The sequence below is a fragment of the Bifidobacterium sp. WCA-178-WT-4B genome, assembly GCF_009696495.1.
GTDB classification, from domain to species: domain Bacteria; phylum Actinomycetota; class Actinomycetes; order Actinomycetales; family Bifidobacteriaceae; genus Bifidobacterium; species Bifidobacterium infantis.
Genome location: NZ_VULV01000002.1, coordinates 129,168 through 151,747 on the forward strand (window position 1 = coordinate 129,168; position 22,580 = coordinate 151,747).

17 protein-coding genes and 1 pseudogene are annotated in these 22,580 nt (G+C 61.6%); 13 read left to right on the forward strand and 5 right to left on the reverse strand.

Annotated elements, in window-relative coordinates; translation table 11 throughout:
* The first annotated feature begins 13 nt into the window (after positions 1-13).
* The 7 genes from FYJ31_RS02340 (at position 14) to FYJ31_RS02370 (ending at position 9,199) form a co-directional block, all read left to right on the forward strand.
* The gene (locus FYJ31_RS02340) at positions 14-772 is read left to right on the forward strand and encodes a DUF3159 domain-containing protein (protein WP_154535872.1); all 759 of its coding nucleotides are present in this window, start codon (positions 14-16) and stop codon (positions 770-772) included.
* Positions 762-2,030, forward strand: coding sequence for a class I SAM-dependent RNA methyltransferase (locus FYJ31_RS02345; RefSeq protein ID WP_007052620.1), 1,269 nt, complete (start codon positions 762-764; stop codon positions 2,028-2,030). The genes FYJ31_RS02340 and FYJ31_RS02345 overlap by 11 nt, the downstream gene beginning before the upstream one ends.
* Before the next feature lie 11 nt (positions 2,031-2,041).
* A complete protein-coding gene (locus FYJ31_RS02350; protein WP_154535874.1) occupies positions 2,042-2,737 on the forward strand; it encodes a hypothetical protein in 696 nt (231 codons plus the stop codon).
* Positions 2,738-2,827: 90 nt separating this feature from the next.
* The gene (locus tag FYJ31_RS02355) at positions 2,828-5,380 is read left to right on the forward strand and encodes a cation-translocating P-type ATPase (protein WP_154535875.1); all 2,553 of its coding nucleotides are present in this window, start codon (positions 2,828-2,830) and stop codon (positions 5,378-5,380) included.
* A gap of 120 nt (positions 5,381-5,500) precedes the next feature.
* Entirely contained in the window at positions 5,501-8,200 is a 2,700-nt protein-coding gene (gene acnA, locus FYJ31_RS02360; RefSeq protein ID WP_154535876.1) for an aconitate hydratase AcnA, read from the forward strand.
* 145 nt (positions 8,201-8,345) lie between these two features.
* Entirely contained in the window at positions 8,346-8,708 is a 363-nt protein-coding gene (locus tag FYJ31_RS02365) for a type II toxin-antitoxin system RelB/DinJ family antitoxin (protein WP_011068030.1), read from the forward strand.
* Positions 8,708-9,199: a PIN domain-containing protein gene (locus FYJ31_RS02370; RefSeq protein ID WP_071477730.1), complete on the forward strand. Its 492-nt coding sequence runs from the start codon at positions 8,708-8,710 to the stop codon at positions 9,197-9,199. Before FYJ31_RS02365 ends, FYJ31_RS02370 begins: the two co-directional genes overlap by 1 nt.
* 59 nt (positions 9,200-9,258) lie before the next feature.
* Here the strand turns inward: FYJ31_RS02370 and FYJ31_RS02375 are convergent, their stop codons facing one another.
* From FYJ31_RS02375 to FYJ31_RS02385, 3 genes and pseudogenes are all read right to left on the reverse strand, one after another.
* Positions 9,259-11,364, reverse strand: a complete 2,106-nt coding sequence (locus tag FYJ31_RS02375; protein WP_065435928.1) for a GmrSD restriction endonuclease domain-containing protein — start codon at positions 11,362-11,364, stop codon at positions 9,259-9,261.
* An 88-nt stretch (positions 11,365-11,452) separates the two neighbouring features.
* Entirely contained in the window at positions 11,453-12,094 is a 642-nt protein-coding gene (locus FYJ31_RS02380) for a GNAT family N-acetyltransferase (RefSeq protein ID WP_013140893.1), read from the reverse strand.
* Between the two features lie 40 nt (positions 12,095-12,134).
* A pseudogene (locus tag FYJ31_RS02385) lies at positions 12,135-12,275 on the reverse strand (LuxR C-terminal-related transcriptional regulator); the annotation flags it as partial.
* Between the two features lie 168 nt (positions 12,276-12,443).
* On the opposite strand from FYJ31_RS02385, the gene FYJ31_RS02390 reads away from it, so the two are divergent.
* Together FYJ31_RS02390 and FYJ31_RS02395 are read left to right on the forward strand one after the other, a co-directional pair.
* Entirely contained in the window at positions 12,444-13,346 is a 903-nt protein-coding gene (locus tag FYJ31_RS02390; RefSeq protein ID WP_032745207.1) for a Bax inhibitor-1/YccA family protein, read from the forward strand.
* Positions 13,347-13,485: 139 nt separating this feature from the next.
* Positions 13,486-14,502: a DMT family transporter gene (locus FYJ31_RS02395; protein WP_060620908.1), complete on the forward strand. Its 1,017-nt coding sequence runs from the start codon at positions 13,486-13,488 to the stop codon at positions 14,500-14,502.
* Positions 14,503-14,534: 32 nt separating this feature from the next.
* Here FYJ31_RS02395 and FYJ31_RS02400 read toward each other — a convergent pair whose 3' ends face one another.
* Positions 14,535-15,275, reverse strand: a complete 741-nt coding sequence (locus FYJ31_RS02400) for a GTP pyrophosphokinase (RefSeq protein WP_080771594.1) — start codon at positions 15,273-15,275, stop codon at positions 14,535-14,537.
* Between the two features lie 131 nt (positions 15,276-15,406).
* On the opposite strand from FYJ31_RS02400, the gene miaB reads away from it, so the two are divergent.
* Together miaB and miaA are read left to right on the forward strand one after the other, a co-directional pair.
* Positions 15,407-16,861 carry a tRNA (N6-isopentenyl adenosine(37)-C2)-methylthiotransferase MiaB gene (gene miaB, locus FYJ31_RS02405; protein ID WP_195839412.1) on the forward strand — a complete coding sequence of 485 codons (1,455 nt, stop codon included), beginning with the start codon at positions 15,407-15,409 and terminating at the stop codon, positions 16,859-16,861.
* A gap of 10 nt (positions 16,862-16,871) precedes the next feature.
* The gene (miaA, locus tag FYJ31_RS02410; protein WP_012577307.1) at positions 16,872-17,858 is read left to right on the forward strand and encodes a tRNA (adenosine(37)-N6)-dimethylallyltransferase MiaA; all 987 of its coding nucleotides are present in this window, start codon (positions 16,872-16,874) and stop codon (positions 17,856-17,858) included.
* 33 nt (positions 17,859-17,891) lie between these two features.
* On the opposite strand, the gene FYJ31_RS02415 is transcribed toward miaA, so the two are convergent.
* A complete protein-coding gene (locus tag FYJ31_RS02415; protein WP_186277887.1) occupies positions 17,892-18,641 on the reverse strand; it encodes a Fic/DOC family protein in 750 nt (249 codons plus the stop codon).
* Positions 18,642-18,853: 212 nt separating this feature from the next.
* Between FYJ31_RS02415 and FYJ31_RS02420 the strand changes: the two genes are divergently transcribed.
* Complete coding sequence (locus FYJ31_RS02420; protein WP_154535878.1) at positions 18,854-21,763, forward strand: FtsK/SpoIIIE family DNA translocase; 2,910 nt, start codon at positions 18,854-18,856, stop codon at positions 21,761-21,763.
* 164 nt (positions 21,764-21,927) lie between these two features.
* Positions 21,928-22,578 carry a CDP-diacylglycerol--glycerol-3-phosphate 3-phosphatidyltransferase gene (pgsA, locus tag FYJ31_RS02425; RefSeq protein ID WP_154535879.1) on the forward strand — a complete coding sequence of 217 codons (651 nt, stop codon included), beginning with the start codon at positions 21,928-21,930 and terminating at the stop codon, positions 22,576-22,578.
* The last annotated feature ends 2 nt before the right edge of the window (positions 22,579-22,580 follow it).

Sequence of the window (22,580 nt, forward strand, 5' to 3'; positions counted from 1 at the left end):
TATAGGAAGAGACTTGGCAGACAACAAACGCACCGGCCTGTCCGCTCTAGCCGACGCCGGCAATGAAGGCGAGGATTTCTCCGTCATCGACGCCATCGGTGGCCCGCGTGGCGTCATCGAATCCATGCTGCCTGGCGTGGTGTTCGTCGTACTGTTCGTGGCCACGAGCAATCTGAATCTCACCATTGCGGTTTCGGCCGTGTTGGCGGTATCGCAGGTTATTGTGCGACTGATTCAGCGTCAGTCGGTAATGGGCGCGGTCTCTGGTCTGGTGGCGGTAGGCATCTGCCTGATTTGGGCATGGCAGACTCATGAGGCCCGCAATTACTACATCTTCGGATTCATTACCAATGCCGGCTATGCCGCGTTGCTTGCCGTGTCGCTGATTGCGCGCGTGCCCGGACTGGGTTTGGTCGTCGAATTCATTCGTAGCCTGCCCACCGAGCATTTCAAGGCATGGTTCCATGACTGGATGGACGACAAGGCCCTGAAACGCGCCTATATGATTGTCACCGGCCTTTGGGTCGGTCTGTTCCTGCTGCGGCTGGTGGTGCAGGTGCCGCTGTATCTGACCAACCATGTGGCTGCACTCGGCGTGACCCGCCTGCTCATGGGCATCCCGTTCTGGGCGTTGGCGATCTGGGTGAGTTACCTCATTATTGCCACGCCGATGCACCGGCATAAGGTCGCGGCTAGGAAGACACAGACTGAAGTCGCTGTTGATGCCGAACTCGAACCGAGCGCAATCGGAAAGGACGATGATGCAAGCTGAAGTTCGTATCGAACGATACGCTGACCAAGGCCGCTGCGTGGCCCATATCGACGGTCGTGTGGTGTTCGTCCGCTTCGCCTTGCCCGACGAACTCGTGCGAGTCGAGCTTGACGAGCCCCACGACCGGGACGACCGGTTCTGGACCGGCGAAGTCGTCGAGGTTCTCGAGCCGTCTGAAGACCGAGTCACCCCGGCATGGCCACTTGCCGGTCCCTTGGCGATGGGCGGGGGAGTGGGCGGCGCGGATCTCGTGCACGTCTCTTTGCCCGGCCAGCTCAAGTGGAAGGCCATCACCGTCTCCGAACAGATGAGCCGACTCGGCCATATCGACGTGGCCGTTCCCATCGAGCGCATGCCCGGCGACAAGGAAGCCGGCGGCCTCAATTGGCGTACCCGCATCGAAATGATTGCCGACGACAACGGCATGCCATCCATGCGCCGGCGCGGCACACACAACCGCGTGGCCATCGACACCATGCCGCTTGCCACGCGCACGCTGCTGGACGTCGCCAAGCGCGAACACGTGTGGGAGGGCGGCTTTGAACCCGGCTCCCAGATTCGTCTTTCCGTGCCCGAACCGCGCGGCGAGATCGTCGATACCGCGGCAGCAGACGACAATTACGCCGTACTTGTGGACGGCGAACTGCGCGCCGGCTCCCAGCTGCTCACCGAACAGGTGACCATCAACGGCACGACCTTCGACTATCAGGTTGACGCCAACGGTTTCTGGCAAGTGCATCGCCAAGCGCCGATCGCCCTCGGTACGCACGTGATCAACCTGGTCAACGGGCAGCTGCAGTCAGCGGCGGACGCCGTAATCTGGGATCTGTATTCCGGTTCCGGCCTGTTCACCCTGCCGCTGGCCACAATGACCGGTGAACGCACCCGCATGCTCAGCGTTGAAGGCGCGCGTGTGGCCGTCAAGAACGCTCAGCGCAACCTGCGCGCCATGAACCTGAACGATGTGGATGCCCGCGCGGGTGACGTCTCGCGCACGCTGGACCATGTGCCGGCGCATCTGGCCAAGCCGAATGTCGTAGTGCTTGATCCGCCGCGTGCCGGTGCTCGTGCCAAGGTCTGCCGCCAGATTGCCGCGGCCGGCGCATCCAGCGTGGTCTACATCGCCTGTGATCCCACCAGCCTCGCACGCGACACCGCGACACTCATCGGCGAAGGCTACGAGCTCAAAGACATCCGTGCCTTCGATATCTACCCGATGACCCACCATGTTGAGACGGTGGCCCTGTTTACCCGCTGACAGGTGAGCATATGACACGACGAATTCTCGGATTGCTGGCCTGCATGGCGGCTGTGTTGTCCCTGGCCGCCTGCACGCCGGCCGGTAGGGCGGTCGGCGATACCCAAGACAGCATGCCGGAAGTCGCCCACGATTCCACACATCCCACGGATGTCACAGTCGGCTTTGTGGGCTCGACTGATACCGCCGCAGACAAGTCCGCCATCAATGCGCTGTCTGATGACAAACTCAATGTCTACTATGCCTCGCTCGAAACATCCGCAAGCTCGGCAAACGCAACTGATGGCGTATCCGGTGAAACCGAATCTTCTGACGCCGGCACTACCAGCGAAAACGGTGCCGATAGTATGGATGCTCATACTGGCGTCGACAAGAATGCGGCCACCGCACAGCAGGGTGTTGCCGATTTCGTGGCTCGCGCGGTCAAAATCGTGGTTATCAGCGGCATCGACGTTACCGACGCCAACCGGGAGAGCTGGAACCAGACGTTGACCAATGCGCGTGAAGCCGGTATTCCAGTCGCTCTCATTGATCCAAAGCATGCGCCCGAAGATGAACTGCTGTACGCCGTCATCCTTCACCTCAACACCAACAGTGCCGATTCTGGCGACACTGCCGATACCAAGCCAATGGCTATTACTGACGCCGTGCTCACCATCACGCGCGACGAACCCCACGAACGCGAGATCAAAGTCACCGTCTCCTGAGCCGAATCAGCCCCTTGAAGCTGAGAAAGCACCCTGAATCATCCCTGAGCCTTAGTGGATTGCGAAACAAGACGCGGTAAGCTGGGGAATATGAGTGCAACAACAGCCGTGGAAATGCCTGAGATCGGAGCGACCGGTCTTACCCCCAAAGAAGTGGTGCAACGAATCGAAAGCGGCCAGTCGAACGCGGTGAAAACCTCCACGTCCCGCTCGGTGCGGGACATCGTACGGGCCAACGTGTTCACGTTGTTCAACGGCATCATCTGCGCCGCCATGGCGCTGGTGCTCGTCACCGGTTCCTGGAAGGACGCGGTGTTCGGATTCGTCATCATCATCAACACGGGCATCGGCATCGTCACCGAGCTGAGGGCCAAGCGCACGCTGGACAGGCTATCCATCCTCGTGGCCTCCGACTTCCTCGTGCATCGTGACGGCAAGGATGTCGAGGTATCTCATAACGAAATCGTGCTTGACGACTTGTTATGGATTCGTGCCGGCGAACAGGTGCCGGCCGACGGGCAGATCATCCAGACCTGGGGACTGGAACTCGACGAATCCATGCTGACCGGCGAATCCCGCACCGTGCGCCACAAGGTGGGGGAGCAGGTGTATTCCGGCGCCACCGCGGTCTCCGGCATGGCATTGGTCAAGGTCAATGCGGTCGGCAGCCATTCCTACGCCGCCACGCTCACTGCGCAGGCCAAGGTATACAAGAAAACCGTGTCCGACCTGAACAAGGGCATCAACACGATTCTGAAATTCATGACGTTCCTGGTGGTGCCGTTGTGCGTGCTGCTCATCCTCTCGCAGATCCATACGGTCGGAGGATGGCACGCGGCGCTCTCCACCGGTGAATGGCGGCAGGCCGTGGTGTCCGCCGTCGCCGGTGTGGTGGGCATGATCCCGGAAGGTCTGGTGCTGCTGACCTCGCTGAACTTCGCGGTGGCCGCCATGCGCCTTGCCCGCCACGACACTCTGGTGCAGGAGCTTGAATCCGTGGAGACCCTGGCGCGCGTGGACGCGCTGAACCTCGACAAGACGGGCACGATCACCGATGGCGGTATCGCCTTCAACCGACTGGTGATGCTCGACGCCGCCGCCGATGCGGCCTGCGAACGGCAGGCCGTGCAGGCCCTGTACGATTGCTGCGACGAGGAACAACCCAACGGCACCGGGCAGGCCGTGCTCGCCGGGCTCAAGGCCCAAGGCCATGGCCCCGGACAGGTCGCATCCCGTGTGCCGTTCTCCTCATCGCGCAAATGGAGCGCGGTGCGCCGCCCGGACGCCGGATCGTCGGCGGCCACGGGCCGTGAGGGGAACGAGACATGGTACATGGGGGCACCCGAAGTCATCGTCGCCGCGCTCGACGGCGATTACTCCGATGTGCTGCGGCGGGTCAACGACTACGCCGACGACGGGAACCGCGTATTGCTGATCGCCCGATACGACGGTCCCGACGACCCGCTTCACACCGGCCGTTCCCCGCAGACGGCCGCGTCCGCCAAGCCCGGTGAATCCGACGGGCCTCGGCTGGAGGCGCAGGCCAGGCCGGTGGCGCTTGTGCTGTGCTCGGAAAGGATCCGCCCGGATGCCGCGCGGACGCTGGCCTGGTTCCGCGAACAGGGAGTGCGTTGCCGTGTGATCTCCGGCGACAATCCGGTGACGGTCGGCGCCATCGCCCGCAAGGTCAGACTCACCGGCGACCATGAGCCTGTGGCGATGGACGCGCGCGAACTGCCCGAGGACGTGAACGAACTGGCCCGCGTGCTCGAAAACGTCGATGTGCTGGGACGTGTGCTGCCCGCCCAGAAGCGGGCCATCGTGCAGGCGTTGCACACGCAGAACCACGTGGTGGCCATGACCGGCGACGGCGTCAACGACGCGCTCGCCATCAAGGAGGCCGATCTCGGCATCGCCATGGGCAATGCGGCGCCCGCCACCAAGGCCGTGGCCCAGGTGGTGCTGGTGGATTCGAAGTTCTCGCACCTGCCGGACGTCGTGGCGCGGGGCCGTCAGGTCATGGCCAATATGGAGCGCGTGGCCAGCCTGTTCCTCGTCAAAACCGTGTACTCCGCGCTGATCTCGCTCGGCGTAGTGCTGACGCAAATCCCATACCCATACCTGCCGCGCCATATCACGTATATCGGCGCCCTTACCATCGGCATGCCCGCGTTCATCCTGGCGCTCGCGCCGAACACGCGCCGCTACATGCCGGGGTTCCTCAAGCGTGTGGTCGCGTTCGCGTTGCCGGGAGGCATCGCCACCGCGCTGTCGGTGCTGCTGGCCGCTTGGGTGCTGCCGCCGGTCATGGGCTGGAATGTGACCGGCGATGCCGCGGACCTGTCCGCCCTGCGCGCCACCAGCGCCATCATCCTGTTCGCGATGGGCGTGTTCGTGCTGGCCCGCGTGGCCAGACCACTCAACGGTTGGCGTGGCGTGCTGGTGGCGGTGTTCGCGGCGGCGGGCGTGATCGGCTCGTTCGTCCCGTTCGTGGCGAACTTCTTCGCTCTGATTCTGCCGACCGGCGCCACGATGGTGGCCACGCTGATCGCGTTGGCCGGTTCCGCGCTGATCTTCGCGCTGTGCCTGTGGCTGGCGCCGCTCGTGCGCGGACTGACGGGCAAGCTCTCGCGTCGGCATTGAGACGGCGGCGCGATTGTCTCATACTTCAAGCCGACACGCCAGAGCCTCGGTAACGTGCCCGTACCATGTGTAGCGGATAATCAGCGGCATCATAAGCCGATTCATGATTTCGGAGGAAGCATGTCCTTACGCGACGACCAGCTGGCTACCCTCAAGGCAGCCGGCAAGGACTTCGATTACTACAACATCGCCAATCTCGACGGCATCGATCATCTGCCGTACTCGCTGAAGGTACTGGTCGAGAATCTGGTGCGCAACATCGACGGTGCCAACATCACCGACGAGCACGTCAAGACCCTGCTCGACTGGGATCCGAACGCCGAACCCAGCCACGAAATCCAGTTCACGCCGTCCCGCGTGATCATGCAGGACTTCACCGGCGTGCCCTGCATCGTGGACCTCGCCACCATGCGCGACGCGGTCAAGGACCTCGGCGGCGACCCGGAGGTCATCAACCCGCAGGTCCAGTCCGACATGGTCATTGACCATTCCGTGCAGATCGACAAGTACGGCATCGCCGACGCGGTCCAGCAAAACATGGACATCGAATACCAGCGCAACGGTGAACGCTACCAGTTCCTGCGCTGGGGTCAGCAGGCATTCAAGAACTTCCGCGTGGTGCCGCCGGGAACCGGCATTATCCACCAGGTCAACATCGAATACTTGGCCAAGGTGGTCATGAGCAAGGCCGAGGCCAACGGCAACACGCTCGCCTACCTCGACTCCTGCGTGGGCACCGACTCGCACACCACCACCGAAAACGGTCTGGGCGTGCTCGGCTGGGGCGTCGGCGGCATTGAAGCCGAGGCCGCCATGCTCGGCCAGCCGATCTCCATGCTCGTGCCGCGCGTGGTCGGCTTCAAGCTCACCGGCTCCATCCCGGAGGGCGTTACCGCCACCGATGTGGTCCTGACCATCACCGACATGCTCCGCAAGCACGGCGTGGTCGGCAAGTTCGTGGAATTCTACGGCGAAGGCATCGCCTCCGTGCCGCTGGCCAACCGCGCCACCATCGGCAACATGGGCCCCGAGTTCGGCTCCACCTGCGGCATCTTCCCGATTGACAATGTCACGCTCGACTACCTGCGCCTGACCGGCCGCTCCGAAGAGCAGGTCGCGTTGGTCGAAGCTTACGCCAAGGCCAACAAGCTGTGGGGCGACGCTTCCGACCCGGATTACGTGGAACCGCAGTACTCCGAATACGAGGAACTCGACCTCGGTACCGTGGTGCCGTCCATCGCTGGCCCGAAGCGCCCGCAGGACCGCATTCTGCTGTCCGAAGCCAAGAGCATGTTCGAGAAGACCGCCCCCGCCTACGAGACCGAGAAGACCGTCAAGGATCCGGTGGCCGTGTCCACCGACTTCCGTGGCGATTTCGACATCGAAAACGGCGACGTGGCCATCGCCTCGATCACCTCATGCACCAACACCTCCAACCCGTCCGTGATGATCGCCGCCGGCCTGATCGCCCGCAACGCACATGCCAAGGGCCTTAAGCCCAAGCCCTGGGTCAAGACCTCGCTGGCTCCCGGCTCGCAGGTCGTGGCCGACTACCTCAAGGCCGCGGGGCTGCAGGACGACCTCGATGCACTCGGCTACCAGCTCGTCGGCTTCGGCTGCGCCACCTGCATCGGCAACTCCGGCCCGCTGCTGCCCGAGATTTCCGAGGCGATCAACGCCAACGACCTGACCGTCACCGCCGTGCTTTCCGGCAACCGCAACTTCGAAGGCCGCATCAGCCCGGACGTCAAGATGAACTACCTGGCCTCCCCGCCGCTGGTCATCGCCTACGCGCTCGCCGGCACGATGGACTTCGACTTCGAGACCCAGCCGCTCGGCACCGACGCGGACGGCAACGACGTGTACTTGAAGGACATCTGGCCCACCAATGCCGAGGTCGCCGCCGTGGTCGACGGCAGCGTGAGCCGCGAGATGTTCCTCAAGGACTACGCCTCCGTGTTCGACGGCGACCACCGCTGGAAGGGCCTCGACGTGCCGGAAGGCGAGCTGTTCGCGTGGAACGACAAGTCCACCTATGTGCGCAAGCAGACCTTCTTCGACGGCATGAAGGCCACGCCGGACCCGGTCGCCGATATCCACGGCGCCCGTGTGCTGGCCCTCCTGGGCGACTCGGTCACCACCGACCACATCTCCCCGGCAGGCGCGTTCAAGGCCTCCAGCCCGGCCGGCAAGTACCTGACCGAGCGCGGCGTGGAGCCGAAGAACTTCAACTCTTACGGTTCTCGCCGAGGCAACCACGAGATCATGGTGCGCGGCACGTTCGGCAACATCCGTCTGCGCAACCGGCTGCTCGCCTCCGTGGGCGGGGAGGTGACGCCTGGCGGCTTCACCTACGACTTCCTCGCCAAGAAGCCGACCACGATCTTCGAAGCCTCCCGCGACTACATCGACAACAAGGTGCCGCTCGTGGTGCTCGCCGGCAAGGAATACGGCACCGGCTCCTCGCGCGACTGGGCCGCCAAGGGCACGGTGATGCTCGGCGTCAAGGCCGTGATCACCGAAAGCTTCGAGCGCATCCACCGCTCCAACCTGATCGGCATGGGCGTGCTGCCGCTGCAGTTCCCGGCAGGCGAATCCTATGAGTCCCTGGGCCTCAACGGCACCGAGACCTACGATATCGCCGGCGTCGAGAAGCTCAACGAGGGCGTGACCCCCAAGACGGTCCATGTCACCGCCACCCACGAGGACGGCTCCAAGACCGAGTTCGACGCGGTGGTCCGCATCGACACGCCCGGTGAGGCCGACTACTACCGTAACGGCGGCATCCTCCAGTACGTGCTGCGCAACCTCATGAAGTAACCACCTTCTTGGCTCCCCTCTCTTGAGGGGAGCTGTCAGCGAAGCTGACTGAGGGGAGCAAGGCCGGTATCCGCCAACGGATACCGGCCTTTTCCATGCATGCCAAAATGCTATACTGTATAGCATCTTCGAAATGGAGGTTGCCATGACCATGGTCCAAATGAACGTTCGCATTGATGCGAAACTGAAGAACGAGGTCGAAGAAGTCCTCAAGGGCAAAGGCGTATCGGTGAGTGACGTAATCCGGTCGCTGTGGTTGTACATCGCCGATCGCAAGGAAGTGCCGGCATTGGAAACGACCGCCGAAGAGCAAGCCCGCGAGGAGGAAAAGCAGCGCAAGCTGAAACTGATTCGAGAAGGTGCCGGATACGTGCACAAGGAACTGGTCAAGGCCGGACTGATCTCAGAAGACACCGACCTCATGGAAGGTCTTACCTACAAGCAGTTCCGCGACAAAATGTACGACGAGCAACTTGATACGTATTACAACATGAAGAGGGCCGATTGATGACCGACGTTTCCATGCAGCGTATTTTGCTTGATACCAATGTACTGTTGGACTATTTGCTCCATCGCGATGATCACGCCAAGATGGCGGAAGCGGTTATGGAACTTGGCGCGAAGAACAACGTTACGTTGTTGTGCGCGTCATTGTCGCTGAAGGATATCGCATACCTATCATCATCGGCGATTCGTAGGGAATTCAAACCGAATGAATCAGAAGTGGAGAATTTCACTCGCAGCTTTCTGTCGTCACGGGTGCCATGGCGTTGTATCGAGCAGGTGAAGGAGATGTGTGACATTGTCGCTGTCGATGAGTCGACATGTGATAAGGCTTTTTCCCTGCAAAAACGGCATCGGGATTTTGAAGATGATCTGATCATCGTTGCCGCGCAACAATCCGGTGCCAACTGTGTGGTCACATCGGATGCCGAATTAATCAGTCATTTTCCCGAATATTGCAAAACACCGGCTGAAATCGTGGCGGCGCTGGAATAAATGAGCGTGTGGCTCCCCTCACGGAGGGGAGCCACCAATGATGTGCCGGCTACCGTAGCCTACTGCGCCTGTAGACGGAACTGCTTCCAGATGTCGCTGAGCTTCTGACCGTTGCGCGTGCGCTTCCACACGTCCAGACCGCCGCCGCGACGTCCTCCGGCGGCGGCACGGGCCGCGGCGGTCGGAGTCGGATATTCGGAGCCGTCATCCAGACGGAGACGACCGTTTTCGGTGACCGTGGCAAACCAGCGCTCGCCCTTGCGCGGCCGCTCCCACACCAGACGCTCGCCCGGCACTAGCAGACCAGCGTCAATCACCTGCCGGATCGTGACGCGCCGCGAACTATGAGACGGCCGTGGAGAGGTCTTCGACAACTCATCGACATTCTGCTTGGTCAGATCACGGGCGTCCTTGTCATACCGGATGCCCCAGTATTCCACGATGAGTCGGACCGACTCTTCCTGCCGCGCCTCCAGCAGGGCAGGTGTGCAGTCAGCGAAATCCTTCAACTGATTGGTCAGCGGGAAACGACGTGAATCCGCGCGCAACAGCATGCGGTCGCGACGTGCCGGATATTCACTCAACCTGTCCAACTGATCCTCAGGGCCCTGCACCAGCGCCATATTGCCGAGTCGGTACATCCAGAAATCATGCTGATCCTGCGGCCAGTCCGCAAACGATTTCGACCGTTCGATATCCAACGGCATAATCGGCAGCGCACTGAACCGGCGTGGTCGATCCAACTGCATGCCGGCCTTCTGCTCGTTGGCGCGAATCAGCAGCAGACGGACCAAATCGCCGTCACCCTGCATCTCGCCATGCAAACGGACCAATGCGCCTTCACGGTCGCCGTCCGAGACATGCAACCCGTTCACGCGCTGGACCAAATAGCCCTTGTCGAGATCACGGATGGCGGCGTTCGCATAACCGCGCCGCTCCAACGCTCCAGCGCGATTCAGCGTGCGGATGCCGGTCACCTGTTCCAATGCGGTCAGAATTTCCAGCAGCCGACGCTCGTCATGGGCACCCAACGATTCCAACGTGGCCGTGGTTCTGGCGATACGCGAGGCACGAACCACAAACGGCGACAGATCGGCGTCGCCCAGCCCGCGATACGAATTGACCAACGCCCACATGGCCACGGGCTTCCACTCGTGGCTGCGGTAATCGTCCAATCCCTCAAGCCGGCTACGCACCTCGGCGGGCAGTACGGTATCGCTGGGGCGCGCGATGATCCGCCACGCCATCGCGTAGGGTGCCAGCACCTGGTTGATGAACGTGGGCACCGTGCCTTTGTCGATGTACGGTTGCAGCACGTCGGCCAGGAAATCCTCGATGAGCTTGTCGGTGGCCGGCTTGTGCGTGAGCACGAGATGCAGATAGGCGAAGAATTCCTCACAGTCATGCGGATCGTCGCCAAGCGGGTCAATGATGTCATCCCAGCGGGCGGCGTACACGTCAAGTTCGGCGGTCGACAGGCTGGCCGTGGCGCGCGCCTTGAACACGTCGGACGGGGTGAGCGGCAGGCCGCGCATGTTCATCACGTCGAAGATGCGATGCGCGCCGTCGAGATCGTCGGTGGTCACGATGACGAGCGTCACCTCGTTGACCAGATACTGCGCGAATTGCTGGCGTTCGGATGCCGACCAATTGGAGATCTCGTCGTACGTCTTGCGGATGTTGGCGACGATGTTGCGTTGCGCAGCGGTCGCCAGATCGTCGTCGTTCATGTCGAACACGGATTCGAGGTTGTCCTCCTGCACGTGTTCGCGGAAGAACGCCGCGTCGCGCTCGCGCAACGTGAGGCGAGGCTCGGTGACGATGCCGCGCAGCTTGTCGCCGGGCTCCACCAGCAGCGCGTCGAGTTGGCGCATGAGATCCGGGTCTCGCTCCAGATCGCGCAGCACGGCGATGATGATCGACAGGGATACCAGCCGCTGCTGCCCGTCGATCACGTCATAACGGTTGTCGCCCTCGCGTACCAGAATCAGCGAGCCGAGGAAATACGGGGTACCGGGTGACTTGCAGGCGTCGTCCAAGTCGCTTACCAGTTGCAGGATGTTCTCGGCCTTCCATATGTAGGCCCGCTGGAATGAGGGGATTGTGAACCGGAAATCCGGGGTGAACACTTTCCCGAGTGGTAGTTCCTTCGCGCTGATTGCCATGTCAATCCCTTCGTCGCCGGCCTCTGGACGGTATGCCGACGTGCCGACTGTGCTCAAGCCTACCAGTGTTCGCCCGACGGCGGGCACATCACGCCGGCTCGGGCACCGACCCCTCATACAAGTAGAACGAAGACGGGTTTTCTCCCGGCACGGATGCGGGCAGTGACTGCTCGCACACCTGCGTCAGGCCGCGATGTACATAGAATCCGACATCGCACGTGGTATCCGTGAATAGGAAGTACTGACGTATGCCGGCTGCGCGGAATGCGCTCATCATCGTCTCGAACATGCGCCGGCCCAGACCGTGACCGCGCGCCGCCGGATCAAGTACGAACAGCACCACTTCAGCCGAATACTCATGGCCAATGTTCGCCGCCTGCTTACGCAGTTGCCTATCGACATGAAGAGTCCCGAGAATCTCGCTCGCAGCTGCCATACCGTCGTGGGCAAACGCCAGTTGCAATAGCTTGCGCAACGAATGACGCCGGTGCATGTTCAGCGGGCTGCGATGGTCGAGCTCGTCGATACGCCCCACAATCAATGCGACGGGTTTATCTTCCAGCTCCGCGACAAAGGCCGTGGTCACACGTGCCAGACAGTTTTCCCAATCGGCCTCGGCTGCCAGCAAGCCGGTCCGCTCATCATATTCGGCGTACCAAGTGCGACGCACCAGGTCGATCAGCGCCGGATAATCGTCTTTACGTAACGTTCGAATAATCGCTTCACTCATGTTCTCCATTATGACTGATATGGCTCGATAACCGGACGTGTTACAGTCGCGCCGGCAAATCGGCCCGCTCCACCAGCCTCGCCATCTGTACGCGGCCCATATTGAGCTTGTCCGCCGCGGAGGAGAGATGCGCCTTGGCCGTATGCTCCGAGATAAACATACGGGAGGCGATTTCGGCGTTGGGCTATGTGCTGCAAGACGATTCGCCGATTACGGTGCATGCCACGCGCATGGTGGAAACGCCCGTTACGCTTTGAGATGAGCAGAACGAGCCGATCGATCCTATTCATGGAATGTTCAGCTTTGTTCCTCTAAGATTGGTACTGGAACAAACGCTAAAGGAGCGATTATGACATTCGGTCAGCAGCCCCAGAACAACGGGCAATACAACCCGCAATACAACACGCCTGATTACAACGCCGCCCAACAGTCTGGATATGGACAGCAATACGCACAGTCCGGTTACGGCCAGAACTACTATGCCCAGCCGCAGGGCGCCCCCACCTACCAGTACGCGCCGCAGGATGCGGCCGGTGCCGGCGCGGGTGCCGCCACCATCAACACGACGATGACCTACAACTACGAGGAGGCCCGCCGCGTCTCCGTAACCAAGGTGTACGGCGAGATGACCATCGGCATCCTCGTCACCGCCGTGGTCGCCGTGCTCGGCCAGATCACCGGAGCCTACTACAGCTTCCTCATGGCCACCGGCATGGTGGGCCTCATCGGCCTGTGCGTGGTGCAGATTGCCCTGGCCGTGGTGCTCGGCATGCGCGTCACCAAGATGAAGTCGGCCACTGCGCGCGTCATGTTCTATGTGTACGCCGCATTGATGGGCTTCACCTTGAGCTCGATCTTCATGGTCTACGACCTCGGCTCGATCGGCGTGGCACTCGGTGTCACCGCCGCGTTCTTCTTCGCGCTGACCATGTTCGGCATGACTACTAAGTTCGACATGCTCAAGGCCGGCCCGATCCTGATGATCGGCCTGATCGTGCTCATCATCTCGCAGATCGTGCTCGCCTTCGTGCAGGTCGACGGCATGACCAAGATCGTCTGCGCCATCGGCCTGATCCTGTTCGCCGGCATGGCCATCTACGACGCGCAGTCCACGCGCGCGCTGCTGACCGAGTACGAGGCCCAGGGCCCGGAAATGGTCAAGAAGATCTCCATCCTGTGTGCCCTGAACCTGTACCTCGACTTCGTGAACATGTTCCTGTACATCCTGCAGCTGCTCGGCAACAGGGACTAGCCTCGCCAGCCGATTGGTGGGCGGCATGTAGCCTGCTCGTCAAACGTCACAGCCCGACCACATTGTGGCCGGGCTTTTTCATGTCTGTCACATTCGCACGTTAGGCTGTCTCCCCGTGAAAAGACAAGAACTCGTAGGCATGCTGAGCCTGTTGTTGACCGCGCTGATCTGGGGTTTTGCGTTCGTGGCGCAGGTCCAGGGCATGGATTTGATGTCGCCGATGTTCTTCAACGCCACCCGCTTCACGCTGGGCGCGCTGTCTTTGGTGCCGATTCTGCTGTGGCAGCGTGGCCGGGGGAGCGCAGATAAGGGCGATACAGCCGGGGTCGATGTCGTTGGGACCGAGGCATCCAGGGCCGTCTCCACAGATGCCGCATCGAACGGTGCATCCGACGTCGTTACCATCACCGGTGCCAAGCTGAATGCGAACAAGCCCGATTCGGCCGTGGCGCGATTGCTCGCCAACCCGGTGGTCATTTCCGTGATCTGCGGCATCGTGCTGTTCACCGCCAGCACCCTGCAGCAGTATGGCATTCTGTACGGCAAATCGGCCGGCCGCGCGGGATTCCTGACCGCCATGTACATCGTGATGGTGCCGTTGCTGGCCTGCGTGTTCCTGCGCCGGCGCATCGGCATGCTGGTGTTCGTGGCCGTGGTGCTGTCCATCGCAGGCTTCTATCTGCTGTGCATCACCGATGGTTTCGGTTCGATCGGCCTGGCGGATACCCTGCTCGTGTTCACGGCCGTGCTGTTCGCCGTGCATATTCTGGTGATCGATACTTTGGGCGGCACCGTGGACGCCATCAAGCTTTCATTCGGCCAGTTCTGCACCACCGCCGTGCTGAGCTGGGCGGGTTCGCTGATCGAAGGCTCGGTCGACTGGGCCGGCGCTGCTCATTCCTGGATTCCGATTCTGTACGCCGGCATCGGCTCGGTGGGTATCGCGTACACCTTGCAGGTGGTCGGCCAGCAATGGGTGCCGCCGACGCGCGCCAGCCTGCTGATGAGCCTCGAATCGTTCTTCTCGGCGGTCGGCGGTGCCCTACTCCTCGGTGAAGTGATGACCCCGCGCGGCTACCTCGGCTGCGCCCTCATCTTCCTCGGCACCCTGCTGGCCCAAGCGCCGGCCAGACTGCCGAAGTGGCTGAAACGCTAAATGAATCGGCCGCAGGCCGATTCCATAGCACCTCAGTCCGAGGTCTTAGGCGCTTCGCCCACTTGCGGCGCGCCGTTGATGTCGCGGTGGATGTTCTGCATTTGCACTTCAATGTTCTGCAGCGAACGGGCGCAGTCGAGCAGCGTCTGTGAATGCTCGGCGAGCTTGTTGTCCGGCAAATCGGTCTTGTAGCGCAGCGCATGCTCCAGCGACGCCCAATAATCCATGGCGATGGTACGGAACTGCACCTCCACCGGCGTGTAATGCGCGCCCGAGGAGAGAAACACGGGCACCGCGTAGATTACGTGCAATGAACGATACCCGTTCTGTTTCGGGTTCTTGATGTAATCCTTGACGCGCAGCACCTGAATATCGGACTGCGACGACAGATAGTTGGACACGGAATACACGTCGTCGCGGTAATTACAGATCACGCGGATGCCGGCCACATCGAACAGATTGTCCTTAATGGAATTGACACTGATTGGCAGATTCTTGCGCTCCAGCTTGCCAATGATCGAACTCACCGACTTCAAACGGCGTTCCATATGATGTATAGGGTCATGGCTGAACCGCACCTGGAACTCGTCGTCGAGAATCTCCAGCTTGGTGCTGATCTCGTACATCGCGCCTTCATACACCTGCATGAGGTCAACGAATTTAACGACCTGTTCGGGAGTAAAGGTGCCTCCCGGAAGATCCAACGCTTTGAGACGGGCTTGCAGATCGGAGGTTTTGAGTCGGCTATGTCGGTCAAGTATCACGTCCACCAATATACTCGGTGGATTCCAGCCAATCTGGATGTTAGCGGGGAATCTTTCCAAGAACCCATAATTTGACATCGTGACAACCAATGGCATACGTGACCGGAGCATGACGAACCCCGCCGATAGAATCGGTCGTTATGAATGAAGACATGATGACCGAGGCGGAGCGCGCCTCGATTGCAGCCGATGGAACCGATAGCTTGCTGGGGGAGCGTGGAAAGGGCGTATTCCATATCCACACGCTCGGCTGCCAGATGAACGTGCACGATTCCGAGCGCATCGCCGGCGTGCTGGAGGCCAATGGCTACGTCCCTGCAACCGAGGACCAGATCGATGACAATGACCTCGATCTGCTGGTGCTCAATACCTGTGCGGTACGCGAGAACGCAGCCGAACGCATGTATGGCACCATTGGCCGATTCAATCGCGTCAAACTGGTTCGGCCGAACCTGCAGATCGCCGTTGGCGGCTGCATGGCCCAGCTTGACCGCAAGAAGATCGCGGATACTGCGCCATGGGTTTCCGCGGTGTTCGGTACCAAGAACATCGAAGATCTGCCCAAGCTGTTGGATCAGAATCGTGCGACCGGCAAGGCGCAGGTCCAGGTCACTGAACAATTGCGGCAGTTCCCGAGCCAGCTTCCCGCCGCCCGCGCCTCCCGCATCAGCTCGTGGGTGGCGATTTCCGTGGGCTGCAATAACACCTGCACGTTCTGCATCGTGCCCACCACGCGAGGCAAGGAAAAGGACCGCCGCCCCGGTGACATTCTTGATGAGATCCGCCAATGCGTGGCCGGCGGTGCCAAGGAAGTCACGCTCCTCGGCCAGAACGTGAACTCGTTCGGCTACGGCATCGGCGATCGATACGCTTTCAGCAAGCTGTTGCGCGCCTGCGGAACCATCGACGGTCTCGAACGTGTGCGCTTCACTTCGCCGCACCCGGCCGCCTTCACCGATGATGTGATTGCAGCCATGGCCGAAACGCCGAATATCATGCATCAACTGCACTTCCCGCTGCAGTCCGGTTCCGACCGCATCCTGCGCGCGATGCGCCGCTCCTACAGGTCCGCCAAGTTCCTCGATATCCTCGGTCGTATCCGCGAGGCCATGCCCGACGCACAGATTTCCACCGATATCATCGTCGGATTCCCCGGCGAAACCGAGGAGGACTTCCAGCAGACCATGGACGTGGTGCGCCAGGCGCGCTTCTCCTCGGCGTTCACGTTCATCTACTCGCCACGCCCCGGCACGCCGGCCGCCGCAATGGAACAGATTCCGCGCGACGTGGTGCAGGACCGGTTCGACCGACTGGTGGCGTTGCAGGAGCAGATCACCGAAGAGAACCTCGCCACATTCGAGGGCCGCGACGTCGAAGTGATGATCACCGGCAAACTCGGCAAGAAGGACACCGACACCCACCGTGTCACCGGCCGCGAGAAAACTGGCGTGCTGGTGCACATCGGCGTGCCTGAAGGCGAACCGGTACCTGAAATCGGCGATTTCGTCACGGTCACCGTCACACACGCTGGCCGCCATAATCTGCTTGCCGACCCCGATGTGGCCGCTGGACAGACCTATTCCGTGCGGCACTGAGGGGGCGTATATGACGCAACGAGTCGTCTCCATTGTCGGTCCCACCGCGTCAGGCAAGACGGGGTTGGGCATCGCCATCGCCCGGCGTCTGGCCGAAGCGGGGGAGCGGGCCGAAATCGTGAACGCGGACGCCTACCAGATGTACCGTGGCATGGATATCGGCACCGCCAAACCCACCGCCGAAGAACAGGCGGTCGTGTCGCACCATCTCATCGACATCATCGACCCCGAAGACACGATGAGCGTGGCCCGATTCCAGCAGCTTGCGCGCGAGACCATCGCCGACCTGCAATCACGTGGCATCCGGCCGATTCTCGTCGGCGGCTCCGGCTTGTACGCCAGAGCGGCCATCGATGACATCACCTTCCCCGGCACCGATCCCGACGTGCGCACACGTCTTGAGGAACGCGAGAAAACCGAGGGTGCCGGTGCTTTGTTCGACGAGCTGCGGGCCAAAGACCCCGAGGCCGCCGCGCGCATGGACCCGCGCAATCCACGCCGCACCATCCGTGCGCTGGAAGTCATCGAGCTTACCGGTAAACCGTATTCGGCCAGTCTGCCGCGCTACCGGTACGTGATTCCGTCCGTGCAGATCGGACTCGACCTGGATCGCCCGGATTTGGACCATCGCATCGATTTGCGCACCAAGCAGATGTATGACGATGGGTTCATCGAAGAAGTCGAACGGCTGCGCCCGCATCTGGGTGCCACCGCCGTACGCGCGCTCGGCTATCAGCAGATCATCGACCTGCTGGACGGCATCTGGGATGTGAACGACGCCTTCGCGGACATCGCACAGAAAACCAAGCGACTCGCCCGCAAACAGATGGGATGGTTCGGCCGTGACCCGCGCATCCACTGGCTGCAGGCCCTGAACCCGAAACTGGTCGACAACGCGATGGCCATTATCGCGCACGCCGACGCCGGCGACTACGACTCGATCGACGCCCGAGCCGACGAATACACCCAGCATCATCTGGGGGATATCACGGCGTAGGAATCAGCCAAAGGCCGATGCAATCACCCGCAATCAGTGTGCAGGCCCCTGATTCCAGCCGGCGATCAAGAACACGCGCGTCGGATTCGCCGGGCGTAGTATCGCGTCGAACATCGTCTCCAGTGCAGACGTGTCGCCCCGATATGCCGAGTGCTTGGCGGAGCGATACTCTTCGCGCGTCACTGAGCCCCAGTCGAGATCCCAGCCGGCGTCATGTGCCAAGCGTGAACCGAATATACGCAGCACCATCGCATTGCCGCCACGGAACGGATGCAGATAACCGAGCTCATCATAAATAGAAGCAAACGCGTGAACGAACACGTCGCGATCCAACGCATGCAAGTTGCGCTTGTCCGCCAACTCCATCGCGATGTTGTGCGCGCCGGTCTCAATGAGCCCAGCCGGGAAGAACGCCTCCGGATTCGCGGCCCGAGCCCGGTCGTTCGTCACCTCGCGTGTGGTGTTTGAGGTACGCAACTTGCCCGCATCCTCGAACACGCCTTCGAACAGCCCCTTATGAATGGCGGTCAACTCATCCAAGTCGCCAGACGGATTCCATCGACGTTCCGCCAACAACACGGTACGTGCGAACACCGCATCCGCCCGATCCGTGGCATGATCATCCAGACTGCCGACAGCCAGACGATCCTTTCCGGCAGGGTCGGCGGCGGCGCGCAGACGCATGGCGGTCTGTTCGTCCGCCACGTCGATGAGATGGGTCACGGGCTTCAAGCCGCGTTCGTAGGCAACCGCGGCGCGCATCGTTGCCTCGCCCGGCATCATCGCTTCCAGTGCGCAGTTCTTGAGTGCAAATGCGACTGCGCTCGCACGCTCTGCGGGTGTCATGCAACCCATGATAAGGCATATTCGCGCCCCAGCGGGGAATCGACTCGGACGAACCGCGGCGAATCGGCTGTCGGGATTCGTCAATCGACCATATCGTCACGGTGTCGTCACCAACCATGCACCCCCGTACTAGTAGAATCAGTCCCGATATGGCACGAACAGCATCCTCCAACAGCACCAAACCCCGTAAATCCAAAGACAATGGGTCTACCCATGATGGCGAAACCAAGGTCCAGCCCGAGCTTGACCTCGAACCTGAGCCGTTGTGGAAGAAGATCCTGCTCGCGATTCCGCGCGCGTTCGGCTCCGGCGTACGCGCCGTCACCGGCGTCGGCGAATACGACCCAGCCTACCGTCGTGACGGTTTGTGCTTCCTGCTGCTCGTGCTCGCCGTACTGTTCTGCGCGTCCGAATGGTTCCGTGTCAGCGGTCCATTCGGCCAGCTGCTTCACGCCATCGCGGCCGGTGTGCTTGGTCTGATGAGCGTCGTGCTGCCGGTGTTGCTCGCCGCCGTGGCCTTCCGACTCATGCGCAATTCCGGCAAAGGGTCCAATAACCCGCGTGTGGTCACCGGTTGGGTGCTGCTCATGTGGTCGATCTGTTCGATTATCGACGTGGCGATCGCCGCCGACCACACCGGATTCGACGTCACGATTCTGCAATCCGCCGGCGGCCTGTTCGGCTTCTTCCTCGGTTCACCGCTCGCCTGGGGCCTTTCCAACGTGTTCGCCATCATCATTTTCGTGGTCGTCGGCCTGTTCTCCTTGCTGATGATTACCGGCACCCACGTCACCGATTTGCCGGAGGATGCGCGCAAAATCGCCGCTAAGATCCAGCGCAAACCGTATGTGCCGATGGGCCAGGAGACGGATGGGAGCGCCAGCCAGTTCCCCAACGAGGTCCGTGTGGGAGATACCACACTCGCCTTTGCCGACGGTGTTCCCTCGCATGACGGCGACGATGACGGCAACGACAACGATCAGGCCGGCGATGCACGGCCCAGCCTGTTCGCACGACTGTTCGGCCGCAAGTCCAAGACCGAAGACGACAAAACCCTTGACAAGTATGCTGCCGACGATCCGTTCGACCGTGCCGCCAGCCAGCATGGTGCCACCGCCGAAACCCCGGTGGTCGATCCGATGACCGGCGAGATTACCGGTGCGCGAACCATTGCATCGTCTTCGTACGACGGCCGTCCGCACCTATCCAGCCCTGCGCCTGCTGCCGATGCGGATGATGGCGACGCTTCCCGAACCCGCGTCATCACCAGTGGCCAGCCCGTCGCCGTGCCCGGTGGGGGAGCGGTAGACGATCCGTGGGCACCCAGTGCTGCCCAGGCCGGTACTGTCGCGCTCGCGGGGGCAGCCGGGGCGATGGGAGCGGCCGGGGCCGCCGGTGCCGCGGCCGCGGCAGCCGCGACCGGAGCCTACGCAGGCGCCGATGCGGATGGCAGCGGAGTCGGCCAGGGCGTGCCCAATACGGACGGACAGCCGAATGCCGCCGCCGGCAACGGTACAGACGACGACGCCAATAGGCCGTATCAGTTGCCCGACCTGAACCTGCTGACCAAAGGTCAGCCCCATGCGATGCGCACCCCGGCCAACGATCGCGTGATCCGGGCACTGACTTCCACCTTCGAACAGTTCAACGTGGACGCCAAAGTCGTCGGCTTCCTGCGTGGCCCTTCGGTCACCCAATATGAGGTCGAGCTTGGCCCCGGCGTCAAGGTGGAGAAAGTCACCAACCTGCAGCGCAACATCGCCTACGCGGTGGCCAGTTCGGATGTGCGCATCCTTTCACCGATTCCCGGCAAGTCCGCTATCGGCATCGAAATCCCGAACGAGGATCGCGAAATCGTGCACTTGGGCGACGTATTGCGCTCCGACAAGGCCGTGGGCGACCCGAACCCGATGCTCTCCGGCATCGGCAAGGACGTCGAAGGCCACTTCGTGACCGCCGACCTGACCAAGATGCCGCACCTGCTGGTGGCAGGTGCCACCGGTTCCGGTAAGTCGAGTTTTATCAACTCGATGCTCACTTCGATCATCATGCGTGCCACGCCCGAACAGGTGCGTCTGATCATGGTGGATCCCAAGCGCGTGGAACTGTCCGCCTACGCAGGCATCCCGCACCTGCTGACCCCGATCATCACCGATCCGAAGAAAGCCGCACAGGCCCTCGAATGGGTGGTCAAGGAGATGGATGCACGCTACTCCGACCTCGAATTCTTCGGATTCCGCCACGTCAAGGACTTCAACGAGGCCGTGCGCGCCGGCAAGGTACATGCGCCCGCCGGCTCCCAGCGCAAGGTGGCCCCCTATCCGTACATCCTCGTGGTGGTCGACGAGATGGCCGACCTTATGATGGTGGCCAAGAACGATGTGGAAAGCTCTATCCAGCGCATCACCCAGCTGGCACGAGCCGCCGGTGTGCATCTGGTGCTCGCCACCCAGCGTCCGTCCGTGGACGTGGTCACCGGTCTGATCAAGGCCAACATTCCATCCCGACTGGCGTTCGCCACCTCGTCCGCCACCGATTCGCGAGTCATTCTCGACACGGTCGGTGCCGAGACCCTGATTGGCCAGGGCGATGCGTTGTTCCTGCCGATGGGTTCCGCCAAGCCGATTCGTGTGCAGGGCTCGTGGGTGTCCGAATCCGAGATTCGCAAGGCCGTGGAGTTCGTGCGCACCCAGCGCAAGCCGAAGTACCGCGAAGACATCGAACAGATGGCCAAGGAAGCCGAAAAGAAAGACAGCATGGAGCCCGACGAGGAGATCGGCGACGACATGGACGTGCTGCTGCAGGCCGCCGAACTCGTGGTCACCAGCCAATTCGGCTCCACCTCGATGCTGCAGCGCAAGCTCAGGGTCGGCTTCGCCAAGGCCGGCCGACTCATGGACCTGCTCGAATCGCGTGGCGTGGTCGGGCCGTCCGAAGGCTCGAAGGCCCGCGAAGTGCTCGTCCAGCCGCAGGACCTGCCGCAGGTGCTCGCCTTCATCCGAGGCGAAACCAGCTCGCTCGAAGCCACCGCCCCGCAACAGCCCGAACTCGGCGAATAATTCACCCATCGACCTTCCTCTGATGAGGGAGGTGGCCCCGAAGGGGCGGAGGGAGAGAAGCGCGGCCACGCGGCCATCAGCACGCAACCTGATTCCCGAATAATAGCAGTCAATATCCAGCCAATACTCACTCAAGGTAGAAGTGTGGGGGTAACGTGAACACTATGGATGAGAACACAATGGACAAGCAGTCATCGCCCAAATCATCGCTGTTCGACGGATGGAACGCGCCGCCGAACCTGGTCACCTACTCGCGCATAGTGCTGGTGGTGATCTTCCTGGTGCTCGACATTCTCGCCGGGGCCTGGGGCGCCGACGACCTCACCCTGCGTTGGATCGCCGCGGTGCTGTTCATCGTCGCCGCGTCCACCGATAAAATCGACGGTTGGATGGCCCGCAAATACAATCAGGTCACCGAAATGGGCAAGCTCATGGATCCGATCGCGGACAAGCTGCTCACTTGCGGCGCAATGATTGTATGCTCCGCGTTCGGCGAGCTCGGCTGGTGGGTGACCATCCTGTTCCTGATTCGCGAAATTGGTATCACCGTTATGCGTTTCTTCGTCATGGAGCGTCCGGGCGGCAAGGTCATCGCCGCCGCATGGCCCGGCAAGCTCAAGACCGTATTCCAGTGCGTGGGTCTGTCCATGCTGCTGCTGCCGTTCTGGTCTCTGGGTAACGGACAAGCCACGCCGTTCTGGATGACCGCTTACTACTTCCTGACCTACGCCATCATCTACGTGGCATTGGTCCTGTGCCTCTACTCGGGTGCCGTGTACCTGTACAACACGTTCGTCGCCCCGAAGCGGAAGTGACG